This window comes from Streptomyces spinosisporus, assembly GCF_022698145.1.
GTDB classification, from domain to species: domain Bacteria; phylum Actinomycetota; class Actinomycetes; order Streptomycetales; family Streptomycetaceae; genus Streptomyces; species Streptomyces spinosisporus.
The window spans coordinates 1-13,179 of the sequence record NZ_JALDAX010000012.1 but is presented as its reverse complement, the minus strand read 5'-3'; the positions used below and the strand labels follow the sequence as shown (position 1 = coordinate 13,179).

Annotated in this window: 13 protein-coding genes and 1 rRNA gene; 2 read left to right on the top strand and 12 right to left on the bottom strand. The window is 71.7% G+C overall.

The features are described 5' to 3' along the window. Positions 1 to 221: 221 nt before the first annotated feature. The 5 genes from MQN93_RS27935 to MQN93_RS27915 form a co-directional block, all read right to left on the bottom strand. A complete protein-coding gene (locus MQN93_RS27935; protein ID WP_242711744.1) occupies positions 222 to 989 on the bottom strand; it encodes a hypothetical protein in 768 nt (255 codons plus the stop codon). A 45-nt stretch (positions 990 to 1,034) separates the two neighbouring features. Further along, on the bottom strand, positions 1,035 to 2,753 hold the full coding sequence (gene recN, locus MQN93_RS27930) for a DNA repair protein RecN (protein WP_016434584.1): 1,719 nt from the start codon (positions 2,751 to 2,753) through the stop codon (positions 1,035 to 1,037). Positions 2,754 to 2,895: 142 nt separating this feature from the next. Beyond that, positions 2,896 to 3,801: an NAD kinase gene (locus tag MQN93_RS27925; protein WP_016434585.1), complete on the bottom strand. Its 906-nt coding sequence runs from the start codon at positions 3,799 to 3,801 to the stop codon at positions 2,896 to 2,898. Continuing rightward, positions 3,798 to 4,613 carry a TlyA family RNA methyltransferase gene (locus MQN93_RS27920; protein ID WP_242711743.1) on the bottom strand — a complete coding sequence of 272 codons (816 nt, stop codon included), beginning with the start codon at positions 4,611 to 4,613 and terminating at the stop codon, positions 3,798 to 3,800. The genes MQN93_RS27925 and MQN93_RS27920 overlap by 4 nt, the downstream gene beginning before the upstream one ends. A 31-nt stretch (positions 4,614 to 4,644) precedes the next feature. Then, on the bottom strand, positions 4,645 to 4,992 hold the full coding sequence (locus MQN93_RS27915; protein ID WP_242711742.1) for a hypothetical protein: 348 nt from the start codon (positions 4,990 to 4,992) through the stop codon (positions 4,645 to 4,647). 42 nt (positions 4,993 to 5,034) lie between these two features. Between MQN93_RS27915 and MQN93_RS27910 the strand changes: the two genes are divergently transcribed. Continuing rightward, positions 5,035 to 5,382, top strand: coding sequence for a hypothetical protein (locus tag MQN93_RS27910; protein ID WP_016434588.1), 348 nt, complete (start codon positions 5,035 to 5,037; stop codon positions 5,380 to 5,382). Here MQN93_RS27910 and MQN93_RS27905 read toward each other — a convergent pair. The 4 genes from MQN93_RS27905 to MQN93_RS27890 form a co-directional block, all read right to left on the bottom strand. Beyond that, positions 5,366 to 6,172 (bottom strand): ABC transporter ATP-binding protein, encoded by an 807-nt coding sequence (locus MQN93_RS27905; protein ID WP_016434589.1) that lies wholly within the window; start codon positions 6,170 to 6,172, stop codon positions 5,366 to 5,368. The two genes, MQN93_RS27910 and MQN93_RS27905, sit on opposite strands and share 17 nt — an antisense overlap. Positions 6,173 to 6,402: 230 nt before the next feature. Then, positions 6,403 to 7,440, bottom strand: coding sequence for a FecCD family ABC transporter permease (locus MQN93_RS27900; RefSeq protein WP_242711741.1), 1,038 nt, complete (start codon positions 7,438 to 7,440; stop codon positions 6,403 to 6,405). Beyond that, positions 7,437 to 8,480: a FecCD family ABC transporter permease gene (locus MQN93_RS27895; RefSeq protein ID WP_242711740.1), complete on the bottom strand. Its 1,044-nt coding sequence runs from the start codon at positions 8,478 to 8,480 to the stop codon at positions 7,437 to 7,439. Before MQN93_RS27895 ends, MQN93_RS27900 begins: the two co-directional genes overlap by 4 nt. 140 nt (positions 8,481 to 8,620) lie before the next feature. Continuing rightward, the gene (locus tag MQN93_RS27890) at positions 8,621 to 9,649 is read right to left on the bottom strand and encodes an HAD hydrolase-like protein (protein WP_242711739.1); all 1,029 of its coding nucleotides are present in this window, start codon (positions 9,647 to 9,649) and stop codon (positions 8,621 to 8,623) included. Between the two features lie 72 nt (positions 9,650 to 9,721). Between MQN93_RS27890 and MQN93_RS27885 the strand changes: the two genes are divergently transcribed. Continuing rightward, positions 9,722 to 11,014 (top strand): DUF1015 domain-containing protein, encoded by a 1,293-nt coding sequence (locus MQN93_RS27885; protein ID WP_016434594.1) that lies wholly within the window; start codon positions 9,722 to 9,724, stop codon positions 11,012 to 11,014. 45 nt (positions 11,015 to 11,059) lie between these two features. On the opposite strand, the gene MQN93_RS27880 is transcribed toward MQN93_RS27885, so the two are convergent. From MQN93_RS27880 to rrf, 3 genes are all read right to left on the bottom strand, one after another. Further along, positions 11,060 to 11,833, bottom strand: a complete 774-nt coding sequence (locus MQN93_RS27880; protein ID WP_242711890.1) for a hypothetical protein — start codon at positions 11,831 to 11,833, stop codon at positions 11,060 to 11,062. Continuing rightward, entirely contained in the window at positions 11,725 to 12,810 is a 1,086-nt protein-coding gene (locus MQN93_RS27875; RefSeq protein ID WP_242711899.1) for a hypothetical protein, read from the bottom strand. The genes MQN93_RS27880 and MQN93_RS27875 overlap by 109 nt, the downstream gene beginning before the upstream one ends. 190 nt (positions 12,811 to 13,000) lie before the next feature. Then, a 5S ribosomal RNA gene (gene rrf, locus MQN93_RS27870) occupies positions 13,001 to 13,117 on the bottom strand. Positions 13,118 to 13,179: the final 62 nt, after the last annotated feature.

The following is a 13,179-nucleotide window of genomic DNA, read 5'->3' as shown; positions in this document are numbered from 1 at the left end:
AACAGATCCCAGCCCACGCCGCCCGCCGCCGCACCTCGCCCGCCGGACAACCGCCCACCTCACGCCCTCGCCACCCAGCCACCTCATCGCTGCAGACGGCCACGGCGACGCAGTCGCTACCGCGGCGAGTTCCGCACCCGCGACCGCAGGTCAGCAGCCCCCGTGCACGCCGCCAGGCGTCGCTGTCCGCCCGAAGAGATCCCGCCGGACGACCGCCCGCCTCACACCCGGCCACCCCACGCCCGCGCCGCCTCAGTCACCTTCTCGCCGTACACCGCCGCGGCGACCAGAGCCGCGGCATGCGCCAGGAGCCCGGCGCGTGTGTTGCCCGCCACGACCGCAGTGCCCAGGGCCGCGCCCAGTGCGTGTGCTCCCGTGTCGCCGAGCATTGCGCGCTCACCGACGTCATCGGGCAGGACGGCTGCGGCGGCGCCCGTCGTGGCGGCGGCGAACTCCGCGCCGGGGCCGGAGCGCAGCAGTCCGGGGGTTCCGAGCGCGAGGACCGCGGCGGCGGCCCGTCCCGGGCGTACGTCCACGAGGTTCACGAAGTGGGCCGCTCCGGCGATCACGACGCCCGCGAGCACCTTGTCCACGGCCCGCTCCTTGAGCAGCGCGCCCGCGACCAGTCCCGCTGCGGAGATCCCGAACAGCTTCACCGTCCCGCTGGTGATCTCGCCGTCCCGCAGCGCCAGGAGATGGTCGCGGAACCCGCGCCGATCGTCACCGGCCCCGGCCACATCGTCGTAGGCCCCGCAGAGCCCGGCCGCGAGCACGGCGAATCCGGCGACGGGCCGCACCCGCCCGGCCCCGACGGCCGCGCCCACCGCGGCCGCGGGCCCGGCGTACAACTCCACGGTCCGGCCTGCGTAGTTCGTCCGCTCCCAACGCCCGCGCCCGCCGGGCGCCTTGGCACGCAGCCCGGCGATCCCGGCACGGGTGAGTCCAGCGGCCAGTGCGAACAACCTTGTCCTACGAGCACGGTTGACCATCGGGCCACCCTAAAGGGCGACGCCCGGCCCCCGCCCCCGCGGGCGCTATCCGTCCGCCCTGGCCGTGGCCAGCAGCTCCTCCGCATGCGCCCGGGCCGTCTCGGAGTCCTCCTGGCCGGCCAGCATGCGCGAGAGCTCCCGGACCCGGTCCTCACCCTCCAGGACCTTCACGCCGGAGCGGGTCACCGACCCGTCGTTGCGCTTCTCCACCAGCAACTGCCGGTCGGCGAAGGCCGCCACCTGCGGCAGGTGCGTGACGACCACGACCTGTGCGGTCTTCGCCAGCCGCGCGAGCCGGCGGCCGATCTCGACCGCCGCCTTGCCGCCGACGCCGGCGTCCACCTCGTCGAAGAGATACGTCGGCACCGGGTCCGTACCCGCGAACACGACCTCGACGGCGAGCATCACGCGGGACAGCTCACCGCCGGAGGCACCCTTGGCGATGGGCCGCGGCGGCGCTCCCGGATGCGGCGCGAGCAGCAGCTCGACCTCGTCGGCGCCGGACGGCCCGTAGGCGACGGGACGGCCGCCGACCTCCACGCCCTCCGGGTCCTCGGTCTGCCGGATCTCGAACGACACGCGCGCGTGCGGCATGGCGAGCGAGGCCAGCTCCGCGGTCACGGCGGCGGCGAACCGCTCGGCCGCCTCCGACCGGGCGTCCGTCAACGCCTGCGCCAGTCCGCCCAGTTCGCTGCGCAGCGCGTCCCGCTCGGCGGTCAGTTCGCCGATCCGCTCGTCGTCGCCGTCCAGTTGCGTCAGCCGCGCGGCCCCCTGCTCGGCCCACGCCAGCACCGAGGCGACGTCCTCGCCGTACTTCCGGGTCAGCGCGGTGAGTGCGGCACGCCGCTCCTCAACCGCCGCAAGGCGCAAGGGATCCGCGTCCAGGTCGTCGGCGTACCCCGCCAACTCCCCCGCGACATCGCCCAGCAGGATGCCGATCTCGCCGATGCGGTCGGCCAGCGCCGCCAGCGCCGGATCGTAGGACCGCACCGCGTCCAGCGCCCGCTGGGCGCCCGCGACGAGCATGGTGGCGTCGATGCCCTCGGGGTCCTCCGGATTGCCCGCGAGGGCGGCGTGCGCGGCCGTGGCCGCCGAGGACAGCGCCTCGGCGTGCCCGAGCCGCTCCGCCTCCTCGGCGAGCTCCACGTCCTCGCCGGCCCGCGGCTCCACACCGGCGATCTCGTCGAGCCCGTAGCGCAGCATGTCGGCCTCCTGGGCCCGCTCACGCGCGCGCGTGACGATCTCCTCCAGCTCGGTGGAGACCGCCCTCAGCCGCCGGTACGCCTCGCCGTACTTCGCCAGCGGCCCGGCCACGGCGTCCCCGGCGTACCGGTCGAGCGCCTGCCGCTGCCGGGACAGCTTCAACAGCCCCTGCTGATCGGTCTGCCCGTGCACGGCCACCAGTTCGTCGGCCAGTTCCGCCAGCATTCCGACGGGCACACTGCGCCCGCCCAGATGGGCCCGGGAGCGTCCCTCGGCGGAAACCGTACGGCTGATCAGCAGCGCCCCGTCGTCGAGTTCGGCCCCGGCCTCCTCCGCGCGTACGACGGCCGAGGAGCCCTCGGGAGGCGCGATCCGCCCCTCCACCACGGCCTTGTCGGCCCCGATCCGCACGAGCGCGGCATCGGCCCGCCCGCCCAGCAGCAGCCCGAGACTGGTGACCACCATGGTCTTGCCCGCACCGGTCTCACCGGTGACGGCCGTGAACCCGGGCGACAGCTCGACGACCGCGTCGTCGATGACTCCGAGTGACCGTATCCGCATCTCTTCCAGCACGGCTACGACCTTACGAGGTCAGTACCGGGAAGTGCGACGGCCCCCGTCCCGGTTGTGTGAAGGTGCAGGTGACGAATGCACAAGGACGGCACATTGTCACCCACCCGAGTGCAACGCCTCCGGGTACCTCTTAATGGGGCGCCCCCCGCCATCCGGAGACCGGCAGCGCGAACTTCGCCACGAGCCGGTCGGTGAACGACGCGTGGTGCAGCCGGGCGAGGCGCACCGGCACGGCACCCCGCCGCACCTCGACCCGCGCCCCGGGCGGCAGATCGACGGTCCGCCGCCCGTCGCACCACAGCACCCCCGGCGGAATGTGCGGCAGCACCTCCACCGCGAGCACCGAGTCCGGCGACGTGACCAGCGGCTTCGCGAACAGCGCGTGCGCCGAGATCGGCACCATGAGCAGCGCCTCGACCTCGGGCCACACCACCGGCCCGCCCGCGGAGAAGGCGTACGCCGTGGACCCGGTCGGCGTCGACAGCACGATCCCGTCGCAGCCGAACCCGGTGACCGGCCGCCCGTCGATCTCCAGCACGACCTCGAGCAGTTTCTCGGCGGACACCTTCTGCACGGCCGCCTCGTTCAGCGCCCAGTCGGTGTGCACGATGTCGCCGTTGCGGTGGACGACGACGTCGACGGTCATCCGCTCCTCGACCTCGTACGCCTTCGTCACCACCCGGTCGACGACCTTGTCGAGGTCGTCCCGCTCGGCCTCGGCGAGGAACCCGACCCGCCCGAGGTTGACGCCGAGCATCGGCACTCCCGAGGCCCGGGCGAACTCGGCGCCGCGCAGCAGCGTGCCGTCGCCGCCGAGCACGATCAGCAGCTCGCAGCCGTCGAGGCACTGCGGTGTGGCCTCCTCGACCAGCTCCACTTCCTCGGGCAGCGGCAGGTCGCGTGCCTCGTACTCCAGGACGCGCACGCCGATGCCCTCGCGCAGCAGGCCCTTCACGACCAGTTCTGCGCTGCGGATGGCCGCGGGCCGCCCGGTGTGGGCGAGCAGGAAAACAGTACGAGCTCGGTTCTGTGTCAACGCGGCCCCTCCGCCACTGCACGGTCTACGTCGGCCGGGTCCAGTTCGGGTGCCCCGGCCCGCAGCCAGAGAAAGTACTCGACATTCCCGGACGGTCCGGGCAGGGGGCTGGCGGTGACACCGTTCACCCCGAGCCCGAGGTCCCACGCCTTGTGGGCCACGTGGCACACGGCCTCCGCCCGCAGTTGCGGACTCCGTACGACACCCCCGCTGCCGAGCCGTTCCTTCCCCACTTCGAACTGCGGCTTGACCATCATCACCAGGTCGGCGTCCGGTTTCACGCACCGCACCAAGGCAGGCAGTACCAGGCCGAGCGGGATGAAGGACAGATCCCCCACGACTAGATCCACAGGCTCCCCATCGATCGCTTCGAGCGTCAACTCGCGTACGTTCGTACGGTCCTTGACGGTGACGCGTTCATCGCTGCGCAGAGTCCAGGCGAGTTGTCCGTATCCGACGTCCACGGCGACGACGTGGGCCGCCCCCGCCCGCAGCAGTACGTCCGTGAAGCCGCCGGTGGAGGCGCCGGCGTCGAGCGCCCGTCGTCCCTCGACGACGAGTCCCCGCGGCACGAAGGCCTCCAGCGCGCCCGCGAGTTTGTGGCCGCCCCGGGAGACGTAGTCGGGATCGTTGTCGTCGCCGGAGACGACGATGGCCGCCGCCGTCTCCACCTGGGTGGCGGGCTTGGTCGCGACGGTCTTGCCGACGGTCACCCGCCCGGCCGCGATCAGCTGGCTGGCGTGCTCGCGCGAACGCGCCAGCTTGCGGCGGACCAGCTCCGCGTCCAGACGACGGCGTGCGACTCCTGCCACGTTCGGTTCAGCTCCTGTGTTGGTACGACGGCTATCGGTACGAGGGCGGGGGCGCCGGAGGTCCCGGGCGGGCGTCGAGCGCGGTGAGCGTGTCGCGCAGCCCCCGGTGTACATCCTCGTACACCTCGATGTGTCCGTCAGTGGTGAGGTGGTCGGCGTCACCGAGCCGTTCCAGCCCGGCGTCGACCTCGGCGTTGCCGGTCGGGGTGCGGGGGATGTTCAGCGGAGCGGGGGCCGCGGGGTCGTGGTCGGCCTCGGGATCGTGGTCGGCCGCGGGGTCGTGGTCGGCCTCGACGAGGGGTTCGGCCTCGGCCGGCGCATCCTCTGCCGTGGGCGCCGGCGCATGACCCTTCGTGGGCTCGGGCACAGTGTCGCTCATGCCCAGACGCTACCCCGAAGCCCTGGGGTACCGTCGATCTCGATGGCCACGATCGAGGAGTGCCGCGCCGCACTCGAAAAGCTCTCGGACAACATGCGCAGCGCCGAGGGGGACGTCCGTACGGCCGTCGCCCTGGACCGCTCCGTCAGCTGCCGGATCACCGACCTCGACATCACCTTCGTCGGCCGGATGACCGGGGGCCGGATCGTGGTCGAGGACACGGTCCAGGGCCCTCCGCGGGAGAAGGCCCAGATCAGACTGGCCATGAAGGGCGACGACCTGGTGGCGCTGGTCTCCGGCGAACTGCACTTCGCCCGGGCGTGGGGCTCGGGCCGGGTGAAGCTGGAGGCCGGACTGCGGGACCTGCTGCTGCTCAGGAAGCTGCTGTAGCGGCCCGCGCCTTCCGCGCTGCGGGCACCACCAGCGGGGTTCCCGTCTCCGGGTCGTCGATGACCTGGCAGCGCAGCCCGAAGACCTCCTCGACCAGTTCGGCCGTGACGATGTCGTTCGGCGCTCCCTCGGCGACGATCCGTCCCTCGCGCAAGGCGATCAGGTGGGTGGCGTAGCGGGCGGCGTGGTTGAGGTCGTGCAGTACGGCGACCAGGGTGCGGCCCTGTTCCTCGTGGAGTTCGGCGCACAGGTCGAGGACGTCGATCTGGTGCTGGATGTCGAGGTAGGTCGTCGGTTCGTCGAGCAGCAGCAGGGGCGTCTGCTGGGCGAGTGCCATGGCGATCCACACCCGCTGCCGCTGACCGCCGGACAATTCGTCGACATAGCGATCGGCGAGCTCGGTGACCCCGGTCTGCGCCATCGACTCCTGTACGACCCGTTCGTCCTCCGTCGACCACTGGCGCAGGATGCCCTGGTGCGGGTAGCGGCCGCGGCCCACCAGGTCGGCGACGGTGATGCCGTCCGGCGCGATCGACGACTGCGGCAGCAGCCCCAGCGTGCGCGCGACCTTCTTGGCCGGCATCGACTGAATGACCTGCCCGTCGAGCAGCACCCGCCCCCGGTTCGGCTTCAACATCCGCGAAAGCGCCCGCAACAACGTCGACTTGCCGCACGCGTTCGGCCCGACGATCACAGTGAAGGAGTTGTCCGGGATCTCCACCGACAACTCCTCGGCGATGACCCGCTGATCGTAGGCAAGAGTCACACTCTCGGCAGACAGACGGTTCACAGTGCTCCTTCGGGTGTTCGTCGCAACGTCCGGGCCACACCCACCCGGCTTTGTCGATGTACGCGCGTCCGGCTTTGTCGACATGCTCAGGGTCGGGGTGGGTGCGGGGTTTGGGTCCGGGGTGGTTGCGGTGTCTGGGTCCGGACTCGCCACCGCGCCCGCGCCCGCATCCACCACCGAGCCACCGGCAGGCCTCACCGCCGAACCCCCGCCCAGCCCCTCCAGCCCGTTCATATCCGCCCCGCCCTGCGTTCTGTGACCAGTAGCCACAGCAGGTAGACCCCGCCGAGGACTCCGGTGACCACGCCGACGGGCAGTTGGTCGGCGCCGAAGGTTCGTTGGGAGGCCCAGTCGGCGGTGACGAGTAGGGCGGCGCCCATGCACAGGGACGACAGGAGGTTGGGGCCCGGTGAACGGGTGAGGCGGCGGGCGAGTTGTGGCGCGGTGAGGGCCACGAAGCTGACGGGACCCGCGGCGGCGGTGGCGGTCGCGGTGAGCAGGACCGCGGCCACCATCAGCAGGGCCCGGACGCGCTCCACGCGTACCCCCAGGGCACCGGAGACGTCGTCGCCCATCTCCATCATCCGCAGCCCGCGCGCGTTGACGAGGACGAGCGGGACCAGCACGGCGCACAGCCCGAGCAGCGGCCAGACCTGCTCCCAGTCGCGGCCGCTGAGCGACCCGGTCATCCAGACGACCGCACGGGTGGCGTCCACGATGTCGGACACGGTGAGCAGATAGCCGTTGACCGCTGTGACGATCGCGGAGACACCGATGCCGACCAGCACCAGCCGATACCCGTGCACCCCCTGCTTCCAGGCGAGCAGATAGATGGCGAGCCCGGTCGCCAGCCCACCCACCAGCGCACCCACCGTGACCTCGGTGGCGCTGCCGGAGAACAGCACGATCATCACCAGCGCCCCGGCGGTCGCCCCCTGGCCGAGCCCGAGCACATCGGGGCTGCTGAGCGGATTGCGGGTGACGGCCTGGAACAGCGCGCCGCCCAGTCCGAGCGAGGCGCCGACCAGCAGCCCGACCAGGACCCGCGGCAGCCGCAGCTCGTTGACGATGAACTCCTGTCCCGCGTTTCCGTTCCCGGCAAGGGTCTTGAGCACATCGCCGGCCGAGATGGGGAAGTCGCCGGTGCCGATCAGTACGACGCTCGCGGCGAGCGCGGCGAGCAAAAGCAGGACGACGACGAGGGCGGCCCGTACATCCAGGCGCACGGAGAGCCCGCCCGGGGACCTCACCACACGGGTGCTCTTCACAGCTGCGCCGTCCTTCGCCGTCGTACGAGAAAGATGAAGACCGGCCCGCCGATGATCGCGGTGACGATGCCGACCTGCAGCTCGGAGGGACGGGCGACGACCCGGCCGAGCACGTCCGCGCCGAGCAGCAGGACGGGCGACAGGATCGCGGCGTACGGCAGGATCCAGCGCAGGTCGGGCCCGGTGAAGGACCGTACGACGTGCGGAACCATCAGCCCGACGAAGGCGATCGGCCCGCACGCCGCCGTGGCCGCCCCGCACAGCACGGTCGCGGCGAGCATGGACAGCGCCCGGGTCCGGTTCAGGTCGGCGCCGAGCGCCTTGGCGGTGTCGTCGCCCAAGGCCACGGCGTTGAGCGGACGGGCGAGCACGAGGGAGAGGACCGAGCCGACCGCGATGAACGGCAACACCTGAAGGATGGTCGAGTCGGTCGCCGAGGCGAGCGAACCGACCGTCCAGAAGCGCATCTTGTTCAGCGCCGCCTCGTCGGTGATCATCACGGCCTGCAGATAGCCGTACAGCGCGGCACTGATGGCGGTACCGGCGAGCGCGAGCCGCACCGGCGTCGCACTCCGGCTGCCCCCGAGGAACCAGACCAGCGCACCGACGGCCGCCGCTCCGGCGAAGGCGAACCAGACATAGCCGCTCAGGCTGGTGACACCGAAGTACGTGATGGCCGTGACGACCGCGGCCGACGCGCCCGCGTTGAGGCCGAGCAGTCCGGGGTCGGCCAGCGGATTGCGGGTGAGCGCCTGGAGGACCGCACCGGCGAGGCCGAGTGCCACGCCGGCGAGCAGTCCGAGGGCCGTCCGCGACAGCCGCTCGTCCACGACGACGTCGCCGTACGACCCCGTGTCCTGGAACAGCCCGTGCCACACCTGCTCCAGGGACAGCTCTTTCGCGCCGATCGCGATGCTCGCCAATGCGACGAGCACCAGGACGGCGAGAGCGAGGAGGAGCCCAAAGGCACGTATCGCCCGGCGGGTTGGGGGCGCGGGGGCGGTCTCCGCGCGCTGTTCGGGAGGACTGTCGACCAACACGCAGTTAGGTTAGCCTACCCTCGCATCCCACCACGATGGCTGGTCACCGCGACCGGGCGATGCACAGGTACCCCGAGCGCCGTCCAGCATGTGCTCCGGCTCACAGCGAACTCCCCACCGCGAACTCCGCAACCGTCGCCTCACAGCTCCAGCCGGCCCAGCGCCTTCCCCGCGTCCAGCTCGCACACACCCTCGCCTGCCGACGTCCAGGCCGCCGCGCACAGCGCCCGCAGACCGTCCAAGGCCTCCCCGTCACCGTCCAGTTCAAGCCGCTCCGAGGACGCCGTGGCCGTCCAGCCGCCGCACCGGAAGCCGTCATCCAGCCCGGTGACCTCCGGCTGTCCGGTGAGCATTCCGCGCAGATCCGCGTCGACATACGTCGGCCGGTGCTGCGGCGGCGCCGCGAGAAGCTGTGCCGCGTCGGTGACGCCGGTCAGGACGAGCAGCGAGTCCACCTCGCCATTGAACGCCCCCTCGATGTCCGTGTCCAGCCGGTCCCCGACCACCAACGGCCGCTCGGCGCCCGTACGCAGAATCGTCTCCCGGTGCATCGGGGGCAGCGGCTTGCCCGCGACCTGCGGATCGGCGCCGGTCGCTATCCGCACGACCTCCACCGCCGCGCCGTTGCCCGGTGCGATCCCGCGCGCGCCGGGAATCGTCAGGTCGGTGTTGGAGGCGTACCACGGCACCCCGCGTGCGATGGCGTAGCACGCCTCGGCGAAACGTCCCCACGTCAGATCGGGACCGCCGTACCCCTGCACGACCGCCGCCGGATCGTCCTCGGCCGAATCGACGGGCTCGAGCCCTCGCTCGCGCAGCGCGACCTTCAGTCCCTCCCCGCCGATCACCAGCACCCGCGCGCCCGCCGGCATCTGCTCGCTGATCAGCCGCGCGACCGCCTGTGCGGAGGTGATGACGTCCTCGGCACCGGTCGGGATCCCCAGCTCGGTCAGATGACCGGCCACCGCGTCCGGAGTCCGCAGCGCGTTGTTGGTGACGTACGCGAGATGCATCCCGCCCGCCCGGGCGGTGGCCAGCGACTCGACGGCGTGGGCGATGGCACTGCCCCCCGCGTACACCACCCCGTCCAGGTCGAGCAGCGCCGTGTCGTATGCCTCGCTCAGGGCCTGGCCACTGCCCTCGGGCCTCGTCCTGACGCTCTGGCTCATTCCACATCGCTCCTCGCTCGACGGCTTTCCCTCGATCATCCCTCACGCCTCTGACACACGTACGATGCCGGGATGAACACAGCAGGTCACTCGGAAGCAACGGCGCTCCGGGGCCTGGAACTCACCCCGTTCCGAGGCCTCCGTTACGACCCGGACCGGGTCGGCAGCCTGGCCGCAGTGACGTCGCCGCCGTACGACGTGGTCGTACGCCCCGACGGCCTGCACCATCTCCAGTCGGCCGACCCGTACAACATCGTCCGCCTGATCCTCCCCCAGGCCCCGACACCGAGCGCCCGCAACGAGCAGGCGTCGGACACCCTGCGCCGCTGGCAGTCGGAGGGCGTACTCGCCGCCGACGACAAACCGGGTCTGTACGTCTACGAACAGCGCGCCGACGACGGCATGCTGCAGCGCGGCATCATAGGCGCCCTGCGCGTCTCCGACCCCGCCGAGGGCGTCGTGCTGCCGCACGAGGACGTCATGCCGCACATCGTCGCCGACCGCGCGGACCTGATGCGCGCCACCTCCGCGAACCTCGAACCCCTGCTGCTGACCTACCGCGGCAACGGTTCGACGTCCGCCGCGGCCGACATCGTGGAGCGCGTCGCCGACCACCCTCCGGTGCTCGCCACGACCACGGAGGACGGCTACAGCCACCGTCTGTGGGCGGTCACCGATCCGGCCGACCTCGCCCTCATCCAGTCCGACCTCGCACAGCACCAGGCCCTCATCGCCGACGGCCACCACCGCTGGGCGACGTACCGCCGTCTACGCGCGGAGCACACCTCCCCCAGCCCTTGGGACTACGGCCTCGTCCTCCTCGTCGACACGGCCCGCTACCCCCTGCGCGTCCGTGCCATCCACCGCCTCCTGCACGGTGTGCCGGTGGCCGACGCGCTCGCCGCCGTGGAGGGCCTCTTCCGCATCCGGCACCTGCCGGGGTCCCTGCCGTCAGCCCTCGAAGCGCTGGCCGACAGCGCCCGCGACGGCAACGCCTTCCTGCTGGCCGGCGACGGCGCCTACCACCTGGTCGACCGGCCGGACCCGGATCTCCTGGCCCGTACGATCCCGACGGACCGCCCCCCCGCCTGGCGCACCCTGGACGCGACGGTCCTGCACGCCGCCCTCCTCGACCACGTCTGGCACATCCCCGAGGACTCCCCGGCCCATATCGCCTACATCCACGACACGGCCGCCACGGTCGAAAAAGCGGAGCGCGACGGCGGTACGGCGGTACTGCTGCACCCGGTCCGCGAGGAGGTCGTACGCGACCTGGCCCGCCAGGGAGTGACGATGCCGCGCAAGTCGACGTCGTTCGGCCCGAAGCCGGCCTCCGGGCTGGTGCTGCGCACGCTGGACCTCTGACACACGAAAGGGCGGGACCGCACGGCCCCGCCCCTTCGTCAACGATCAGTTCCTGTCGTCCCGGTCCTGGTCCTGGTCTTCGTCCTTCTCAGCGAGGTCGACGTCGGCACCGGCCTCGATGTCGTCGTCCTCGTCGCTCCCGTCGAAGGCGTCGACGAACTCCACGCCATCCAGCTCGGCGAGCCGGTCCGAGGCGTCCGTGCTGCCGTCGCGGTCAGCCTCCACGGCCTTCGCGAACCACTCCCGCGCCTCGCCCTCACGACCGGCGGCGAGCAGGGCGTCCGCGTACGCGTAACGCAGCCGCGCGGTCCAGGGCTGCACCGAGTTGGAGGCGAGCTCGGGGCTCTGCAGGGTCACGATGGCCGCGTCGAGCTGGTCCATGTCGCGCCGGGCTCCGGCCGCGACCAGCCGCATCTCCACCTGCCCGGCCTTGTCCAGCTTCTGCACCTCGGGCGCCCCGGCCATGTCCAGCGCCTTCTCCGGCCGTCCGAGCCCACGCTCGCAGTCGGCCATCACCGGCCACAGCTCCACGGTGCCGGTCATGCGCCGCGCGGCCCGGAACTCGGCGAGCGCCTCGGCGTACTTCTGGTTCGCGTACGCCGCGAACCCGGCCGCCTCGCGTACGGCGGCGACACGCGACGCCAGCCGCAACGCCACCTTGGAGTATCCGTAAGCGCCTTCGGGATCCTCGTCGATGAGCCGCGCGACCATCACCAGGTTCTTGGCGACATCCTCAGCAAGCCCCTTCGGCAGGCTCTGCAACTCCTGCCGTACGTCCTTGTCGATCTCGTCGCCCGTGACGTCCTCGGGGATGGGCAGCCGCTTGATCGGCTCGCGATCGCGGTCGCGGTCCCGGTCACGGTCGCGGGGTCGATCATCCCGGAACCGGCCGCCGCCACCGCCGCCACCGCGCCGGTCGTCACGCCCCCTGAAGCCTCCGGGTCGACCACCACGGTCGTCCCGACGAGGACCGTAGCCACGTCCACCACGGTCATCCCGGCCGCGGAACCCACCACGGTCACCCCGGTCACCCCGGTTGTCGTCACGTCGGAAGCCACCACGGTCACCGCCGCGGTCGTCACGGCGGTCATCGCGACGGTCGTCACGGCGGTAGGACGGGCGGTCACCACGGTCGCCGCGGTCGTCACGACGGAAGGAGGGACGGTCGCCACGGTCATCGCGGCGGTCGTCACGACGGTCATCACGACGGTATGACGGGCGGTCGCCGCGGTCATCGCGACGGTCGTCACGACGGTCATCACGACGGTATGACGGGCGGTCGCCGCGGTCATCGCGACGGTCGTCGCGGCGGAAGGACGGGCGGCCACCCCGATCGCCGCGGTCGTCACGACGGAAGGAGGGCCGGTCCCTGCGGTCACCCCGATCGTCGCGACGGAAGCCCCGGTCGCGGTCGCCTCGGTCATCGCGGCGGAAGCCCCGGTCGCGGTCGCCTCGGTCATCGCGGCGGAATCCGCGGTCACGGTCGCGGTCACGGTCATCCCGACGGGGGCCACGGTCACGGTCGTCGCGCTGGTACGCCGGCCGCGCACCACGATCACCGCGGTCATCACCCCGCCGCTCGTCCCGACGCCCGTACCCACCGCCGCGGTTGTCGTCCCGGCGATCGTCACGCCGGAATCCACCGCGGTCGTCACGGCGGAAGCCCCGGTCACGGTCGCGATCGTCCCGACGCCCGTACCCGCCACCGCGGTTGTCGTCCCGGCGATCGTCACGCCGATCGTCCCGACGGTCATCACGACGATCGCCCCGGCGGTCGTCGCGGCGGAACCCACCACGGTCTCCGCGATAGCCGCCTCGGACGCCGCGGTCCCCACCGTCCCGTCGCCGCTGGTCGCGCTCAGGTCGATCGTCGGGAGAGTTGGTGGACATCGGTGACTCCTGTCTTCGGTACCGCAAGCATTGTAAAAAGAAAAGGACCCCTGGTCCCAGCTGAACGCTGGGGACCAGGGGTCCTTCCCAAAGATTGTTCGGCGGCGTCCTACTCTCCCACAGGGTCCCCCCTGCAGTACCATCGGCGCTGTAAGGCTTAGCTTCCGGGTTCGGAATGTAACCGGGCGTTTCCCTCACGCTATAACCACCGAAACCCTAATGGTTTCGAGCGAACAAGCACACTCTTCAGTTATGTGTTCCGCTCAAAGCCGACA